Annotated in this window: 11 protein-coding genes; 8 read left to right on the top strand and 3 right to left on the bottom strand. The window is 69.3% G+C overall.

The window, feature by feature from the left end; genetic code table 11:
* Positions 1 to 170: 170 nt before the first annotated feature.
* The 6 genes from ACFQU3_RS04060 to ACFQU3_RS04035 are packed head-to-tail and all read left to right on the top strand — an operon-like array spanning position 171 to position 7436.
* Positions 171 to 1427: a glycosyltransferase family 4 protein gene (locus ACFQU3_RS04060; RefSeq protein WP_385906876.1), complete on the top strand. Its 1257-nt coding sequence runs from the start codon at positions 171 to 173 to the stop codon at positions 1425 to 1427.
* Complete coding sequence (locus ACFQU3_RS04055) at positions 1420 to 3291, top strand: glycosyltransferase family 4 protein (RefSeq protein WP_385906873.1); 1872 nt, start codon at positions 1420 to 1422, stop codon at positions 3289 to 3291. The genes ACFQU3_RS04060 and ACFQU3_RS04055 overlap by 8 nt, the downstream gene beginning before the upstream one ends.
* Positions 3288 to 4187 carry an ABC transporter permease gene (locus tag ACFQU3_RS04050; RefSeq protein WP_385906870.1) on the top strand — a complete coding sequence of 300 codons (900 nt, stop codon included), beginning with the start codon at positions 3288 to 3290 and terminating at the stop codon, positions 4185 to 4187. The genes ACFQU3_RS04055 and ACFQU3_RS04050 overlap by 4 nt, the downstream gene beginning before the upstream one ends.
* Positions 4180 to 5145, top strand: a complete 966-nt coding sequence (locus tag ACFQU3_RS04045) for an ABC transporter ATP-binding protein (RefSeq protein ID WP_385906868.1) — start codon at positions 4180 to 4182, stop codon at positions 5143 to 5145. Before ACFQU3_RS04050 ends, ACFQU3_RS04045 begins: the two co-directional genes overlap by 8 nt.
* Positions 5146 to 5172: 27 nt before the next feature.
* Entirely contained in the window at positions 5173 to 6315 is a 1143-nt protein-coding gene (gene wecB / locus ACFQU3_RS04040) for a non-hydrolyzing UDP-N-acetylglucosamine 2-epimerase (RefSeq protein WP_385906865.1), read from the top strand.
* On the top strand, positions 6312 to 7436 hold the full coding sequence (locus ACFQU3_RS04035; protein WP_385906862.1) for a DUF6270 domain-containing protein: 1125 nt from the start codon (positions 6312 to 6314) through the stop codon (positions 7434 to 7436). Before wecB ends, ACFQU3_RS04035 begins: the two co-directional genes overlap by 4 nt.
* Here the strand turns inward: ACFQU3_RS04035 and ACFQU3_RS04030 are convergent.
* Complete coding sequence (locus tag ACFQU3_RS04030) at positions 7424 to 9451, bottom strand: alginate lyase family protein (RefSeq protein ID WP_385906859.1); 2028 nt, start codon at positions 9449 to 9451, stop codon at positions 7424 to 7426. The genes ACFQU3_RS04035 and ACFQU3_RS04030 overlap by 13 nt on opposite strands.
* Positions 9448 to 13884 carry a glycosyltransferase gene (locus tag ACFQU3_RS04025; protein ID WP_385906856.1) on the bottom strand — a complete coding sequence of 1479 codons (4437 nt, stop codon included), beginning with the start codon at positions 13882 to 13884 and terminating at the stop codon, positions 9448 to 9450. The genes ACFQU3_RS04030 and ACFQU3_RS04025 overlap by 4 nt, the downstream gene beginning before the upstream one ends.
* 197 nt (positions 13885 to 14081) lie before the next feature.
* Between ACFQU3_RS04025 and ACFQU3_RS04020 the strand changes: the two genes are divergently transcribed.
* Complete coding sequence (locus ACFQU3_RS04020; protein ID WP_385906853.1) at positions 14082 to 14798, top strand: DUF6270 domain-containing protein; 717 nt, start codon at positions 14082 to 14084, stop codon at positions 14796 to 14798.
* Here the strand turns inward: ACFQU3_RS04020 and ACFQU3_RS04015 are convergent.
* Positions 14778 to 16415: a heparinase II/III family protein gene (locus ACFQU3_RS04015; protein WP_385906850.1), complete on the bottom strand. Its 1638-nt coding sequence runs from the start codon at positions 16413 to 16415 to the stop codon at positions 14778 to 14780. The two genes, ACFQU3_RS04020 and ACFQU3_RS04015, sit on opposite strands and share 21 nt — an antisense overlap.
* 194 nt (positions 16416 to 16609) lie before the next feature.
* Between ACFQU3_RS04015 and ACFQU3_RS04010 the strand changes: the two genes are divergently transcribed.
* On the top strand, positions 16610 to 17854 hold the full coding sequence (locus ACFQU3_RS04010) for a hypothetical protein (RefSeq protein WP_385906847.1): 1245 nt from the start codon (positions 16610 to 16612) through the stop codon (positions 17852 to 17854).
* The last annotated feature ends 20 nt before the right edge of the window (positions 17855 to 17874 follow it).

Below are 17874 nucleotides of genomic sequence, written 5' to 3'. Positions count from 1 at the left end.
CGGCCGTCGCGGGAATGGCGCGCGAGTGAACGCCACCGCACGAACACGCACGTTTCTGTGCCATTTCACAGGTCGGACCCATCTCTGGATAAACTTGCCCGGTTAGCCCGATTCAGGGGATTCGAGCGGACGAGGCGAGAGTGCGTGCGTGTCCGTAGGGCGGTGGTGTGATGAGGATCCTGCTCCTCACTCACCACTACGAACCAGAGCTCGGTGCCCCTCAGCAACGCTGGGGGGCGATGGTTCGACGCTTCACCCGTGCCGGGCATGACGTCGTCGTCGTCGCCCCTTCTCCTCATTACTCGTTCGGCGGGCTCATGGACGAGGCAGCGCAGATGCGTCGCGGCTCCGTGCACCGGGGTGCGTACGGCGAGACCGTCCACCGCGTGGCCTTCCGCCCGCACACCGGGCGGCTGGGCTCCCGCCTGCTCGACCAGGCCGTGAGCTCGCTCGACTCCACCCGCACCGTCCTCACGCGCGTGCGGCGCATCCGCCCCGATGTCATCATCGCCACCGCCCCGGCACTGCCGACGCTCTTCTCCGGCGCCCTCCTCGCTCGCACCATCGATGTGCCCCTCGTCACCGAGATGCGCGACGCGTGGCCCGACCTGCTCGCTGTCGCCGACGACTGGGACGCCGCGGCAGTACCGGCGCCCTCGAGGCGCGCCCAGGTGTTCCGGCCGCCCGTGCTGCACGCTGCAGGTGCGCTCATGACCGCGTTGCAGCGCCGCTCCTCCGCCGTCGTCACGACGACCGAGAGCTTCGCCTCGGCTCTGCGGTCACGCGGCGTGCGCAGCGTCCACGTCGTGCGCAACGGGGCCCACGAGCTGCCCGGCTACCGGGTCCACTCGCCGCGCGAGCCCGACGGCGAGCTGCGCGTGCTCTACCTCGGCACGGTCGGCCGAGCCCAGGGCCTCGGCACCGCGGTCGTCGCCGCCCGGCAGGCCCATGCCGCCGGCGTCGCGGTGCGCCTGCGCATCGTCGGGGCCGGCGCAGAGCACGAGGCCGTCGCCGCGATGGCGTCCAAGGGCGACGTGCCGATCGAGATCCTCGGACAGGTGCCCAAGGCGCAGGTCGCCGAGCACTACGCCTGGGCCGACACCCTCCTCGTCGCCCTGCGGCCATGGGCGCCGCTCGAGCTGACCGTGCCGTCGAAGCTCTACGAGGCCATGTCGATCGGCATCCACGTCACCGGCATGGTCGACGGCGAGGCCGCCGCCATCCTGCGCACCGCAGGCATGGGCGCCATCGTCCCGCCCGGCGACGCCAACGCCCTCGCCGAGACCTGGGCCAAGCTCGCCAACGACCCGTCGCAGCTCTACGTCGGCGACGCGGGGCGCGAGTGGACGCACGAGCACGCCAACGACGACCGGCTGGCCGAGCGCTACCTGTCGATCCTCGAGGACGTCGTGGCACAGCATGCGTGACCGCCGGACCTCGTCCGGCACGGGCGTCTCAGGCGGCGCCGGGCGCACGCTCTCCACCGTGCGCAACCTCGCCATCCTCGCGCGGGTCGGGGCCCGGCACTTCGAGGACGACCCAGCCCTGCTCGCCGTCCAGACCCTCCGACGCCTGCCAGCTCCCGTACGCCACGGGCTCGCCGGGGCGGTCGCAGCGGGGGCCCGCCTCTCGAGCCGGGCCGCCGGCGGACCTGTCGTCGGCACGGCCCTGGCGCAGTTCCTCGCCGATCGCCCCGCGGCAGCGCGTGCCTCGCTGGCCGGCGTCGCGCCGACGCGACGGTCCACGCGGCGTCTGCACGCCGAGCTCGCCGTCGCCCTCGGCGACGAGCCACCGGGGGATGCGCCCGACCCCGTTCGCGCCCGAGCCCTGTGGCGCCGCGGGCGCGTCGGCGAGGCCATCACCGCGCTGCCGGCCGGCGTCTCCGGCGCCCTCGGCCGCCAACGCGCCCGCCTCGAGTCCGAGCGCGCGATCCTCGAGCCCGGCTTCCGCCTCGTCGCCGCGTCGTCCCCTGCCTCGTCGCCGGCCTCGGCGCCGGCGTCGTCACCCGCTTCGTCAGCGCGCCCGGCGGGCAGCGGCACCATGAGCCCGCCGGACGGCATACGCGCCCTGCACCTGCTCACCAACTCGCTGCCCTGGACCCAGTCGGGCTACTCGTTGCGCTCGCACGCGGTCCTGCGTGCACAGGCCGCCGAGGGGATCGCCGTCGAGGCGGTGACCCGGATCGGCTACCCGGTCACCGTGGGCCTGCCGCACGCGCGCGACACCGATGTCGTCGACGGCGTGCGCTACCGGCGCCTCGTGCCCTGGTCGATGGCCGACACCCAGGTCGAGCGGCTTCGTCAGACGGCCGCCCTGCTCGTGCGCGAGGCGCAGCGCTTCAGGGCCACCGTGCTGCACACCACGACGCACTACCCCAACGCCGTCGTCGCCGCCGGTGTCGCGGCGACGACCGACCTGCCCTGGGTCTACGAGGTGCGGGGCCAGCTCGAGAAGACGTGGGCCGGCTCGCTGCCCGTGCACGAGCAGGACGAGGCGCACCGCAGCGAGCGCTACCGCCTGTGGCACGCCCGCGAGGCCGAGCTGGCCCGTGAGGCCGACCACGTCGTGACGCTGTCGCGGGCCCTGCGCGACGACCTCGTGGCCCGCGGCGTGCCCGCCGAACGCATCACGATCGTGCCCAACGCCGTCGACGACGCGCTCGTCGCATCGGGGACGGACGACACCGTCTCCCCGGCTGACGCGCGGCGACGCCTGGGGCTCCCGGACGAGGGGTTCTGGGTCGGCACGGTGTCCTCGATCGTGGCCTACGAAGGCCTCGACCTGCTGCTCGAGTCGGTGGCCCTGCTGCGGGCCGACGGCCACGACGTGCGCTGCGCCATCGTCGGCGAGGGCGTGGCGCGGGCCGAGCTGGCCGCGCTCACGACACGCCTCGGGCTCGACGGCGTCGTCGTCATGCCCGGGCGGGTGGCGCGCGACGAGGCGCCGCACTGGCATCGGGCGCTCGACGCGTTCGTCGTGCCGCGGCGTGACCTCGAGGTGTGCCGAACGGTCACCCCCCTCAAGCCCATCGAGGCCATGGCGCTCGGACGCCCCGTCGTCGTGTCCGACCTGCCCGCCCTGTCCGAGATCACGGTGGAGCCGGGTTCGGGCCTCGCCTTCACGCCGGGAGACGCCGCCGCGCTCGCGACTACACTGCACACCTTGTACGCAGACGGAGACCTCTGGGGCACGCTCGCCACGCGTGGTCGCGAGTTCGCGGCGACGCGTACGTGGCGGGCGCAGGCCGCGGCATACCGGGACATCTACGAACGGCTGAGGGGCACGGCATGAGCAGGGAGACCACCCGCCTGCGCTCTCCTCTCGTCGAGATCGACGACATCAACCTCGAGTCAGTCGACGTCAGCCGGCTCCAGCCCGTCGGCCAGCGCGCCCCGCTCGGCGCCTACGTGCGCTCCCTGTGGGATCGCCGGCACTTCATCGTCGCCGACTCGCGGGCGCGGGCCTTCTCCGGCAACCGCGACACCCTGCTCGGCAACGCGTGGCTCGTCGGCCGCCCGATCCTCGACGGCCTCGCCTACTTTGTCATCTTCGGAGTCGTGCTCGGGGCCTCGCGCGGCGTCGACAACTTCATCGGGTTCCTGCTCGTCGGCGTCTTCATGTTCTCCTTCACCTCGCGTTGCTTGACCGACGGTGCGGGCGTCATGGCCTCCGGCAAGAACCTCATCCGCGCGTTCTCCTTCCCTCGGGCGGCCATCCCGATCGCGCTCGTGCTACGCGAGACGATCTCGATGCTCCCCGTCATGGCGACGATGTTCGTCATGGTCGTCGCGATCCCGCCGCACGCGACCATCACGTGGCGGTGGGCGCTCTTCCCGCTCGTCTTCGCGCTGCAGGTGATGTTCAACGCCGGGCTCGTCTTCTATGCCGCCCGCATCACGAGCGCGATCCCCGATCTTCGCATGGTGCTCGGCTTCGTCTCGCGCTTCTGGCTCTACGGCTCGGGCGTCATGTTCTCACTCGATCGCTTCATCACCCACCCAACGGTGCTCGAGATCGTCCAGTTCAACCCGGCCTACTGCGTGCTCGAGCTGTCCCGCGACCTGCTCGTCTATGGCCAGACGCCCGAGCTGACGCTGTGGCTGACCCTCGGTGCGTGGGCCGTCGCGACGCCGGTCCTCGGCTTCCTCTACTTCTGGCAGGCGGAGGAGGACTACGGCCGTGAGTGACACCGTGAACGCGCCGGACGGGCCGGCTGGGTCGAGCGGCGGCCCCGACGCGGCCGACGCACCGAAGAAGGGCATCGAGGTCCCGGTCGGCGACCCGACCGTGCTCGTCAACCACCTCTCCGTGCACTACCGGGTGCCGAGCAGCGAGCGCGCCCGCGGCCCGCAGAGCCGCGCAGCGCGGGTGCTGACCCGCGTCGGCTGGAGCCGCACCGTCACCGTCAAGGCCGTCCGCGACGTCACGTTCGTCGCGCGCGCCGGAGAGTCCATCGGTGTCGTCGGACACAACGGGTCGGGCAAGAGCACGCTGCTGCGCGTCATCGCGGGCCTCGAGACGCCGACGGCCGGCACCGTGCTCGCCTCGGCCACCCCGTCCTTCCTCGGCGTCAACGCTGCCCTCCTGCCGGAGATGTCGGGCATGGCCAACGTCCGGCTCGGGCTGCTGGCGATGGGCATGACGCCCGCCCAGGTCAAGGACACCATCCCCGAGGTCCTCGAGCTCGCAGGCCTCGGTTCCTCGATCCACCTGCCGATGAAGACGTACTCGTCCGGCATGGGCGCCCGGCTGCGTTTCGCGATCTCGGCTGCGGCCCGCCCCGAGATCCTGCTCATCGACGAGGCCCTCGCGACCGGCGATGCCGCCACGAAGGAGCGCAGCGAGGCCAAGATGGCCGACATCCGCAAGCAGGCGGGCACCGTCTTCCTCGTCTCGCACGCCGCGCAGACCATCGAGGAGATGTGCACCCGGGCGATCTGGCTCCACGAGGGCGAGATGGTCCTCGACGGTCCCGCCTACGAGACCGCGCGGGCCTACCGGTGGTGGGCCTGGAACGTCGCCAAGGGTGAGCACGGCAAGGCCGAGGGCCTGCTCGAGGACGCCCGCGCCCAGCTGCGCGCGACGCACGTGGCTGCCCACGACAGCACGACGCGCCGCTACATCGCCCGGCACCGACACATCTAACCGACACATCCAGAGGACAGTGAAGAGATGACGTTGAAGGTCATGACCGTCTACGGGACGCGACCCGAGGCGATCAAGGTCGCGCCTGTGGTCAAGGCGCTCGAGGCCTGTCCCGACTTCGAGTCGACGACCGTCGTCACGGGTCAGCACCGGGAGATGCTCGACCAGGTCAACGCCATCTTCGGGATCGTCCCCGACCACGACCTCGACGTCTTCGCGCACGGCCAGACGCTCAACTCGATCATGGCCAAGGTCTTCGACCGGCTCGACCCGGTGCTCGTGCAGGAGCGTCCCGACGCGGTCGTCGTCCAGGGCGACACCTCGACGGTGGCCGCGGCCTCGATCGCGGCGTTCTACCGCCAGATCCCGGTCGTGCACATCGAGGCCGGTCTGCGCAGCGGCGACATCTCCTCACCCTTCCCCGAGGAGGCCAACCGCAAGCTCACGAGCCAGGTCACCGCCCTGCACCTCGCACCCACCTCGACGTCCCGCGACAACCTTGTCCGCGAAGACATCGACGCGGCCACCATCGCCGTGACCGGCAACACCGTCATCGACGCGCTGCTGCACACCGTCGAGCAGCAGATCCCGTTCACCGACGCGCGCCTCGCCGAGGCCGAGCGATCCGGCCGCTCGGTCATGCTCGTGACCACCCACCGCCGCGAGAACTGGGGCGGCGCCATGGAGGGGGTCGGCCGCGCGCTCAAGGCGCTGGCGCAGCGCTACCCCGAGCAGCTCCTCGTGCTCCCGGCCCACCGCAACCCGATCGTGCGCGAGGCCGTGCTGCCCTACCTCATGGGCCTCGGCAACGTCGTGGTCACCGAGCCGCTCGCGTACGGCGAGTTCACCCGGCTCATGGCGGCCTCGAAGATCGTCCTGACCGACTCCGGCGGCGTGCAGGAGGAGGCTCCCTCGCTCGGCAAGCCGGTGCTCGTCATGCGCGAGAACACCGAGCGTCCCGAGGCGGTCGACGCCGGCACGGTGCGACTCATCGGCACCGACGAGCAGCGCATCGTCGACGAGGTGAGCCGCCTCATGGACGACGACAGCCACTACGCGAGCATGGCCAACGCCGTGAACCCGTACGGCGACGGTCGCGCGGCCGAGCGGTCCGTGGCCGCCATGCGCCAGCTCTTCGGGCTCGGCGAGCGCATCGCCGACTTCGCGTGACTCCCCCGGCACCGGCGCCGCGCCGGGTCCGCACGCTCGTGCACGGCAGCTGCGTCTCGCGCGACACCTTCGAGTTCCTCGACCCGAAGGCCTTCGAGCTGACGGCGTACGTCGCGCGCCAGAGCCTCATCAGCGCCATGGGCGCGACTGCTCCGGCGCCGGTCTGCTTGGCGCGCCTCGACAGTCCGTTCCAGCGCCGGATGCTCGCGGGTGACGCCGCCTCGTCGCTGCCCGGCGTGATGCGGAAGCTGGCGGCCGAGGTCGACCTGGTCGTGCTGGACCTGTTCGACGAGCGCCTCGGGGTCTTCGAGCACCTCGACGGGTCCTTCACCACCGACTCAGTGGAGCTGCGCACCCTCGGCGAGGAGGGGCTGACGGCCGGCTCGATGCACCACCGCTTCGGCAGCAGGGTGCACCGGCGGTTCTTCCAGACGGCGCTCGAGGCGTTCCGCACACTGCTCGACGATCTCGATCTGCGTGACCGCACGGTCCTGCTCGCCCCCAAGTGGGCGCCCAGCAACCGCGATGGCGGCGAGCCGACGCCGAGCTTCGGTGACCGCGCCGACGCGATGAACCCCGTTTTCGACCACTACGTAGACGCAGCCGTCCACGCGCTCGACGTCCCGGTCCTCGGGAAGGATGTGCAAACGTACGCAGAACCCGAGCACCGTTGGGGCTCAGCGCCGTTCCACTACGACGACGACACGTACACCGCCCTCGCCGCGGAGGTTGCCGAGGCTGCCCCCGGCACCCCGAAGCGCGCCCCGGTTCGTGTGACGACCCTGCGCCGTGTCGGTTCTCAGCCTGTCGTGACCTTGCGTCAGGTCGGTCCCGGGCAGATCGTCGCGACGACCCGGGCACACGACGCCACGGCGTTCGCCTTTCATCTGTACGCCGGCACCGAGCAGGTTCAGAAGGTGCACTACCGCCGCTCCCCGACCCACATGTTCGACGTGACCGGCCGGGGCAGCGGGCCGTTCCACGTGCGGGCGTTCGTCAAGGACTCGACCGGTGGGCGCACGCCCGTGGTGAGCGAGCGGCTCCGCCTCACCCGCTGGCCGTCCCAGGGCGGGAACATGCTTGAGACGGTCCACGCCCCGTCGCCGGCTCAGCGCACATAGATCGACGTGGTCGTGCGGGCGGAGGCCGGCTGGCCCGCCGCCGCGCGCGCGTAGCCCCGCACCCGGTAGCGCCCGGGCGACAGCGCCGACCAGCTCGCCTCGGACCGACCGGAGTAGCCGACCTCAGCCACGAGCGAGGACCCCCGGTAGAGCTTGAACGCGTACTGCGTGGCGCTCTCGAGGTGCAGGCGGGCATGGAGCGTGGCCCCATCCTGGGTGTTCTCCAGCGCTGCGTCGATCCGCACGTCGAGATCTCCGCTCGGGTCCCCGGTGGCCTCGGTCCCCTCGACGCGCGCCGCAGCGACGGCCGCCGGAGCGGGGAGCTCGAGTCGTTCGTCGACGACGTCGATTGTCGTCACGAGCGCCACGTCTCGACCTGAGAGCCGCTGGCGCACGACAGGACAGGGCACGGCGTGGCCGAACCGCGGAAACCTCCATCCCTGCACCCGTGGTGGCGGCTCACCTGAGTGCACCGACTGCTGGACGGCCTGTTCCGATGTGAACCTCAGCGTGAGCCGGCGACGGCCGTCGTTGACGAGGTCGAAGCCGTCGGAGCGGAGCACGACGTCGAGGTCCGGGCCCACGTGCCAGTAGACGTCGTAGTCGTGCTCCGCGGCGGCGGACACACGGTCGACGACCGTCAGGCTCGTGCCACCGACCCGCTCGGAGACGTCGAGGCTCCGCTCGTGGACGGCGCCGGCCAAGCGGCCGTTGCGGCCGACAACGCGGAAACCGTCGGGTCGTTCCTGCTCGATCCGCATCGAGACCTCGCCGGCGCGACGACCATCGGTGCGAGGCGTGCTGCGCTCGTCGACGACGAGGGTGTTGTGCGCGTGCTGGGAGTAGGCGTACCGCGTCAGCGGATCGGCGTACGTGTAGCCGTTGGGTCCCGCCTCGACGAGCAGGTCGAGCCCGCCACTCGTCAGCCACACGGAGTTCTCGTCGGAGTGCTTGTGATAGCCCGAGTTGTACGCTGCCGAGAAGTAGACATAGGTCGCCGAGCGGTCACCCCACGCTGAGCGGTAGACGGCGTACCCGGACGCCGGCAGCAGCAGGACCCGCGCTGACGGGCGCGTGCCCTCAGCGCCACCAGTGGCCGCGTACAACATCCGGTCGTCGTGGAACACTTCCCGGGCGACAGCCGCGATGTTCGACGGCTGCGTGTCGCTGACGAGCGGGTACACGCCGGAGGGCATGACAACGTGCGTGGCGTACGCCGTAGCACTCGTGAGGACGGCGCTCAGCTCCTCGACGTGGTCGAGCCCCACGGCCGCCGCCAGGTCGCGGTGGTCCTTGAGGTAGCGCGAGACGAGCACGTGGTAGTTGGGCGCGTTCTCGATGTGCACGCCCTCGCTCGTGAAGCTGTGGAGGAAGTAGTCGACCAGCCTCCGGTGGGCCGTAGACACGAGACCCTGACGCACGTCGTCGTCGCGCCAGTCGGCGAGCGCCGCGTACGAGATCAGCGCAAGGTCCTGGAACATCCCGTGGTTGTTGTGACCGGCATGAAACTCCTCGGTGGCGAGCAGCGCAGCCGAGCGGTCGAGAAAGCCGCGCAGCCACTCCAGCTCGGCGTCACCGAGAGCGCTCAGGGCAGGGAGCAGCGGTAGCACGTGGAGGACCCGCTGGGCCGTTGTCTCGTCGTGGAAGGCCATCGGATGGGCATCGGCACCGAGAGGGTGCGCCGCGTCCCACGCCCGGAGCAGCTCGAATACGAAACGCCGGTCGACCTCCCGGGCCCGGGGTTCGTCGAGCACGCTCGGGAGGTCGCCGAGGAAGAGGAAGCCGTGCAGGTGCCGGCCCCGGGATCGTTGGGTCGTGTCGGCCCATGGCTCGGCCGTCATGTCGAGACCAAGCGGGAACGAGCCGAAGTGGATCGTGTCGAGCACGTGCTCGCGAAGAAGACGGCGGGCTCGCGCGATGCTCTGGTTTGCGGTGCCGCTGGGCAGCCGGAGCCGAACGTGTTCGGCGAGTCGTTCGAGCTGAACGCCAGCCGGCTGCGATGGCGTGAAGATCATGGCTGCACCTCACCCGACAGCAGGGCCACGAGCCGGTCCAGGACAACGGGACCGGCAAAGCGCTCACGCGCCTCCGCCCGCAGTCTTGCAGCGTCGGTGTGCGCGGTGGCGATGCGTTCGACGAGGCTGTCGATGGTCGGCGAGATCCACTCGCGCGGATAGACGAGGTCGGCACCAGGCCAGGCCAGGGTCGCGGGAAGCGCACCTGACGCTGCACCGTCGGCGATGGTCAGGTGGAAGGACTCGAAGTCGCTGACGGACAGGGCGACCCCGATGCCGCGGTACCACTCGGGCATGTCGTCACCGTGCCCCTCGAGCACGACGCTCCCGGGTTGGTCGGCGTTGAGGACGTCGATCCGCGCCAGCTGCCGCTCGTACCACTCGAGCTCGTCAGGACGCTGCTGCATCCATGCGAAGTCTGCGGGAACCTTTCCCCGGACCCGCAGCGTGTGTGGAAGGCCGCGAGCCCGGAGGCCCTCGACGACGTCAAGGGCAAGGTCGAGTCGCTTGGTGCGCGGCACGATGCCGACGAGACCAATCGTCGTGTCGGCGCCGTCGTGCTTGTCTCGACGAAGCGCCTCTACGTCGACGGGATTGGGAACGACGATGCACCTGTCTCGCGGAAGCCCGTGGCTGCGAATGGCGGCCTCGAGGACCAGCCCGCCGACGAACACGTACGCGTTGACAGCCTCGTGGTGGATGCGGGCGAGGTACGGCCGACGAAGCTCCTGCGAGTGCACCCGCACGACAAGGCGCTGGTCGGGTCCGATGTGTTGGGAGTACCAGACGGCGTTCCCAAGTCCCCATTCGCAGAAGACGACGTCGGCGTCGGCGAGCAGCTCGGTCGACCGTGTCTCGTCGTGATCGCTGTGCGAGCTCCACTCGTCCACGTTTACGGTCGCACCACGGTTGCGCAGCTCGTCCATCAGGCTGGTTGCGAACTTGAGGTCGTGGCCGGCTACGAGGACACGGAGGCCATGAAGGCTGTCGGCGCTGTCGAGCGTCAGGTTCGTGTCTCCGGCCACATGCGTGACCGGAGCAGTCGAGGTGGGTGCGGACGGAACGAGCAGACGGACACCTCTCAGTCCCTCGACCCGCAACGCCTCTGACAGTTCGGCGCACTGACGCAGCACCGTCGTCGAGACCAATCCCTCGAGAACATCGGCACTCGGGATGGGAAGGGCAAGAGGCTCGCCGTGCGTGGGCGCGGCCTGTGCAACAGGCACGATGCGCTCCCACGGGCCGAAGAGATCGGCGAGCAGGAGGTCCTCGAAATGGGTGCGCCCCACTGGCTCATCGACGACGCCGACGAAGTCACAGGCCGTCTCGACTACTGAGCCATCCTCGACCTCGAGGACGCGAATCCCGCTGTGCGCCAGCGCCTCTCGCAGCCGTTCCGCGTCTTCCTCGCACCAGACCTCAGCCGGCCGCACAGACTGGCCGAGAACGGAACACATGACATCAGGACGGTTGCCATTGAGCCGGACCGCATACGTCGGGAGAGCGCGCGCCGCAACAGGCACTCCCGCCGTCCGCGCGACGATGGCCATGGCCGACTCGACGGTATGGGCTCGCAGGACAGTGCGCATCTGGAGCCACCCCTCGCGTAGTCGGGCCCCCGGATCGTCGCTCCAGGTGCGGAGCAGGGCCCGCCATACGAGGGGGTCGGAGCTCGTGGGGATAGCCGAGCCGAGGGTTTCGTCGATGCCGCGCCCCGGACCGGAGAGCACGACACCACCGCAGGCCGCGACCTCGACGACTCGTCGCGAGAACATCGTGGGTGAGCCGGACACCGAATTCACGTTGAGGCTGGCGAGGTGGGCCTTGTAGCTGTCGATCACCTCGTAGTAGGGCAGCGAGCCGCGCACGGCAGCCGTGAACGCAGGCGGGAAGTGATAGGGCGAGTCGGGTTGGTCGGCCTGCCGGTCATAGATGGCCAGGCCGAACGGGCGTGCGGTCTCCAGCAACCTCGATAGCTCCTGGGAGCGCTTCGCGTAGCGGTCGCCGTAGTACGTCCCGGCATAAGCCGCCGTGTGCTCAAACGGCCGCGCTCCCGGAAGCGGGTTGTGCAGGCGCGGTTGCGCGTGAAAGGGCAGGGACGCCACTGTGCGCACCGTGCCAACTCCTGCCGTGGCATAGTCGGCGATCTTGTTGGCATCGGTGGTGAAGACGTGGTCGCACAGCGTGGCGGTGGGAACGAACCGGTCGAAGTGGACCGGGTCCTCCTTGTTCCAGAAGACCGACGGCACGCCCAGCTCGCGGGCTCGGGCGAGCAGCGACACGAGATCGCTATGTTCCTCTTTCGTGTATTGCCCGACTCCCCGGTGCCACTGGCCTCCGTTGCCATTCCAAGCCGATTCGACGAGCACGAGGTCGAGGCCTGCGACCAGCTGCTCAGGCCAGCCTTCGCGCTCGAGAGGCACGACGTCGAACGAGGCCGTGAGGGTCTCAGTGGTGAACTCGTCGGCGATGAGGCCGATGCGCAGCGACGCCAACGGAATCGGCCCAGCTGCCTCTGCCGCCGCGATGGCCCGCTCCGTTGCAGACCTGTGAGCGATGAGCATCTGGGCGCCCAGTCGGGTCCAGGTCCGCTCGTCGAGGCACCAGAGGCGGCCGGTGCGGCCTAGGTCGGCGCAGGCGTCTGGGGCCTCCACCAGCTGCTGCAGGACATCGGCGAGGGAGGTGGGGTCGCCCGCCCGGAACAGCCTCGCTCGGGTCTCACCGTCACCGGCGAGGTCGCGGTGGGGGGCGACGTCCGAGAGCACAACAGCCTTCGAACTGCTCAGAGCCTCGAGCGGCTTGAGCGGCGAGACCATCTCGGTCACGGGCAGGGACAACCGCGGACAGGGCATGACGTCGAAGAGGCTGAGGAGACGCGGCACCTGTGCGGACGGCACACGTCCGAGGAAGCGCACGACCGACTCGAGGCCGAGCTCGGCCACCTGTTCCTTGAGGGCGGGTTCGGCGCTGCCCGACCCGGCGAGGGCGACCTGCACGTCGACGCGCCGGTCGCGCAACAAGGCCGCCGCGTCGACGAGGACCGCCAGCCCTTCATAGGGCACCATGCTCCCGGCGAAGCCGATGACCGGCACGTCCGTGCGCAGACCGCACTGGGCGGCATACGCCGCGTCCTTCGGCAGCGGAAGGAACTCCCTGGGGTCGACTGCGTTGGGCGCGACGGTGATCCGGGCGGGGTCAACGCCCCGGCGGACGAGCTCGTCGCGCGTCTGCTCTGTGATCGCCAGGACGCCGTCAGCCTCTCGCGCCACCAGGGTCTCGAGGTCGGCCTGAATGCGGAACCGCTCGGTCTCCTCCCAGCCCGGCTTGTCGGAAGCCTCGGTTACCTCCCAAAGACCCCTCACCTCATAGACGAAGGGCACACCGATCCGCCGAGCGGCGATGAGTGCCGCGAGACCGACCCGGTAGTTCGACGCGGCCTGGACGAGCGCGGGGCGACGCAGCCTCGCTTCGCGCACGAACGCGTCGGCGCACTCTTGGAGATAGTGGTCGGTCGGCGTGGAGGCGAGGGCGTGGCCGGGCAGATGGACGTATTCGACCCCGTCCACCTCTACGACGTGGCGAAGTTCCTTCGGCTTGGCGACGTCGACCTTGCTGTCCCATGGGTAGCCGGACCTGCTCACGACGACGACGTCGGCGTCCGCGGCGCGTAGACCCGAGGCGACGCCCCGGGTGCGCAGAGAGTAGCCGTTGGTGTTGAACGCCGGGGTCGAGTGGACGCAGTAGAGGACGCGCCCCTGCTCCGGAACGTAGGCAGGGCCGCGCCCCCGGGCCGGCAGGGACACGCCGTCGCGCCTGATGCGGTGGGCGGCAAGGATGCGTTCAGCCAGCTGGCGGTCGCGGGGGCCGAGCGCTCCGGCGATCTCGGGATGGGAACCCAGCAGCTCCGCGGGCTGGCTGACGAGACCCTGCTGGAACCATGCGCGGCTCAGGACGTGACCGAGCCGCTCGGGGGTCGGCTGCTCGGCGAAGCGGGTCAGCAGCTCGTCATACGAGTAGTCGCTGAGCCGGCGCTCGTCGCCCACTTGGTGCCCGTTGTGGCGCTGGCCGGGGACCGTGCTGGCGGACGCTCCCTTGGACGAGTCCATGGGAGTGGACCCGGCGGCAGGCACCTGCCGGGACGTGCGCACGAGCGCTGCCGGGGCGGCGATGGCCCGACCCACCCGGTAAGCCCGCGACCCACGCACACGCTTGAGGTCGCCTTTGAGACGTGCAGTCTCCGCCCGGTAGGCGTCGAGTGCCGCATTGGCGCTGCCCAGACGCTGGGTGAGCTCTGCCTTCTCCCGGCGCAGCCGCTCTAGCTCCTTGCGATCTCGATCCGCGGCTCTGGCCTTCTGGCGGGACGATTTCTCGCGCTCGACGAGGCCGATGTACTTGGTCCAGAGGTCTCCGGGGTCGCTCGTGACCTCGGCCAACAGGCGCCCCTCCAGCTCTCGCGGGTCTCGCCGCTCATCCGAGTGCACCACCGTGTCCCTGCCTGTTCAGTCCATTGCGTCCGCCGGCCAGTCTAGGGAGGATGCCGGCCGGCGACGCGGAGCCGGTACGCATGTCCGTTATAGCCTGATAGCCGCCGTCCGCCTGACGGAGCCAGTTCGACCAGGAGACCATCGAAATGTCCGAGCTCGGTGCCGTCGGTGCCCGCGTCCTCATCTACGGCAGCTGCGTGTCGCGCGATGCCTTCGAGCTGTCCGAGGCCCCTCCTCTGGCCGACTACGTCGCCAGATCGGCCCTCGGCAGCGCCTTCAGCCCTGTCCCCAGCGAGCCCCCAGCGGGACTCGACCTGGCAGCCAATCCATCTCCCTTCCAGCGCCGCATGGTGCAGCTCGACATCGAGAAGGGTCTGCCTGGGGTGCTCGGGGCGACGCCGCACGACGTCCTGCTACTCGACCTCATCGACGAACGGCTCGAGCTCGTGCGCACCGGCGAATCATGGATCACCGACTCCCCCGAGGCGCGCACGTGCGGTCTCGACAGCCTCCCGGAGGACAGAGTACGCGTCGGCACCGACGAGTACTTCGCGCTGTTCGAAGCGGGGCTCGCCCGATTGGTCGAGCTGGTGCCGCCGCATCGGATCGTGCTCAATCGCGTGCTGTGGGCGACCCACACAACAGCCGGTGACGAACTCCCCCATCCGGACTACATCCGTCGGCACAACGTCGCCCTCGAGGCGGCATACAAGCGCATCGACACGACAGGCATCCGCTCGATCGACTACGAGCCTGGGCTGTTCGTCACCGACCCGACTCACAAGTGGGGCGCCTCGCCGTTCCACTACGGCGCGGCCTTGTACGTCGAGACACTGAGGGCGCTACACGAGCTCGTCGGCTGAGGGGCACGGCCGGTCGGTGGCCTGCCGCCCACGGGCCCAGAAGGTCTCGACCACGTCGGCGGCCGGTCCCTCGCCGTCAGCGACGACGGTCAGACTCGCGCGCATCGCACGAGCGCCTGCCGGGGGCTCGACCTCGACGCACCAGCAGCGCTCCGGCTCGTAGTGGCGAGCAGCGCGCCAACCTTTCGGGGCCGAGCCCTCGCCGCCGTTGAACACCGCAACGGTTGCCGTCTCATCGAACCTCAGCAGCAGCTCGACGCCCTCGAAACGGGCCGTCAGCGTTGAACCATGGAACCTCAGCTGTGCTTCCTTGGGGAGCAGGTATCGCTGCACGGCGACCTCCCCGCCGGGTGCATCGAAGGCGTCCTCGATCAGGAAGATGTGGTTGCCGTGCCGCGTATAGCGCCGCAAGGCGTGGTAGGACCCGTCGACGACGTAGCGGCATTCGTACTCCTGGGAGCCGCCCTGCCCCTCCCGGACCAGCAAGGAGCTCTCTTGGCGCGGTGGCTTGGCCGCAAACATGTCAAGGGACCTGAGGTGGTCGAATCGTGGGAAGTACAGGCCGGTGTGTCCGCGCTGGGACACCACGGAGACCCCCACAGCGTCGCCCACGTCGTAGTTGAGCAGACCGGCATCGATGAGCAGGTCCTGCCCCCGCACCTGAAGGCGGATCGACGTGTCGTCCACGTGCTTGTGGACCACCCCCCGGTAGCCGGAGGTGATGGACACATAGAAGTCGTCGTCTTTGAACACGTAGAGCCCATTTCCGGGCGACAGGAGCTCACCGTCCATCGAGCGATACGGCGACGTGCCCCCTGCGTCATCGCCGATCGGCGGAACCCGATTGCCGGGCATCAGCTGGAGCCCTAGACTTGCTTTTCCCCGCTCCAGCAGTGCCCGCCACTTCTCGACGAACTGGGAGGGGTCGCCGATGAGCTCCGTGAAATCCGCCATGGTCTCGATGAGACGCAACCACAGGATCTGGTAGGCCGGAGTGTTCTCGTTGACGATGGCGTCGGCGTCGAACGCACCACCGACGATCGCATCGAACTCCCGAGCCCCTCGGATGCCGCACTCACGCGCCACTCCCGCGAAGCCGTCGAATACATGACCAACGTGGGCCAGCGCCCTCGTTAGCATGACGCCGTGGTTGTTGTGCCGGATCATCCCCGCACTCATCGCGGAATCGGCGACGGCCTCGACGAAGTCGACCAGTACCGCGCCCCGCTCCTCGACCACGCCTCGGTCCCGTACGACCGCCATGGTCGCGCAGGCGGCGAGCAGCTGAGTCGCATGTGCGTGGTCGAGGGAGTTGATCGGCTGGTAGCCATCCGAGCCCCGCAGGGCGCGAAGGTGCGAGGCATAGCTGGAGAAGACATGCGCGGTCGTCTCCCAGTCCCCGTGGTCCAAAAAGAAGTACGGCGCATACGTGAGCGACTGAAACCACAAAGTCGACGTGACATGGTCCGTAGGAAAAGTCTCATCCCAATGTGTGGATGAATTTCCGATGCGCCGCGAACCCCCGTTCGGGAAGTGCACGACGTAATCATCGTCAGCCTTTTCTACCCGCCATACTCCGGAAAGGGGTCCGACGAATCGGCGCACGTATTCAGACATGGGCAGAGCCGAGGACGCTGGCATGGGACCCCCTACGTGTGGTGGGCGCCCACTGCTGCACCATGGCCACACATCGGTCATAATTGGACGGATGGGACACGGAGTCTATAGGTTGCAAATCATGACGGGGATGACCACTGCAGGCTGGTGTCCCTCAGGCGTTCGACGCGCCCAGGCTGCCGTGTGGGGTGCGGATGACACACCCTGAGGCCTGCGCCTACGGTGAGTACGCGCAGGTCCGAAACTGGACCTCCGTAGCCGAGTTCTGCGAGTCCTCATGGGATGCCGGAGTTCACGTCATCGCTCTCCCGGACGGCCGACACCTCGATGTACAGATCGGTGGGGACGCAGCACAGCTGGCTGGCACACGTGGTCGGGCACTCCCTGTCTTCTTCTCCGGGGCGGTGGTTCCCCGCACGGGGAAGACCGGGCCGTTCTTCTCCGGCTCCGGCATTGCTGAACGCCTATCCTCCCCTTTCATCGCCGTGAGCGACCCAGTCGTCGATGAATCCAGCGAGCTCCCGCTGGGCTGGTACACGGGCCGCGCCAGACAAGGTCTCCAGAACATCATCGTCCACATCCTTCATACGGCACAGGATCGGTTCGGCGAGCTCGTGCTCATCGGCGGTTCGGGCGGCGGCTTCGCGTCCATTCTTTTTGCCGACCGATTGGGTGCTTCGGCATTTGTATGGAATCCGCAAACAGATCTCCTCAAGTACGCACCACCAGTGGTGCGGCAGTACGTCGGGGCGGCCATGGAGCTCAACGCTGACGAGGTCCTTGACGCGGATTACGGCCAGCGATCCGAGTTGCTCGAGGGCAGCGGCATCCAGCACCTCGTGACAACACCTCGGGGCCCAGGACTCCGGCGCCTCGCATACCTGCAGAGCGCCTCCGACTGGCACGTGGGTGTCCACGCAACTCCCTTCTTGAGGGAGAGGGGCCTGACCTATCGAGCCAAGGGAGTCTGGAGCGACGGCGCCGGTCGGGCCATGCTGCTTGCGAACTTCTCGTCAGGTCACACCCCTCCGCCGTACCAGGCAATCCTCAGGGGGATCGAGCTCTTCCTCATCCCGGAAGGCACAGCTGGTGACGTGTTGCTCTCGCTCCAGCATCAGGGCCTTCTACCCAACGTCGACGAGGACAACGCTCCTCGGGACCTCGTGGACGACCGCTCGACGATTGAGGCGAACCTCAGGCTCGTCGTCACGGAGGACGGACCCAGCAAGCAGTTGCGTCTCGACTGGGGAAACCTCCCGAAGGGATTCGGCGGGATCACCGCCACGTTCCGCGCGTCGGACGGGGAGATTCTGTTCCCAACTGACAAGGACCCCTACGCCACGAGCCTCGATCGCGTCGACACTCCCCACCACACTCTGTCCGCCACTGTGGTGGACGGGCTGGGCCAACAGCTCTGCAACTTGCGGCCCACGCAATAGCTCGGTCTGCTCCCGTCCAC

Origin of the sequence: Terrabacter sp. GCM10028922, from assembly GCF_042666095.1 — a bacterium.
GTDB lineage: Bacteria > Actinomycetota > Actinomycetes > Actinomycetales > Dermatophilaceae > Terrabacter.
Note: the sequence above shows the minus strand (reverse complement) of the source record. Positions and strands in the feature narration are given on the sequence as shown.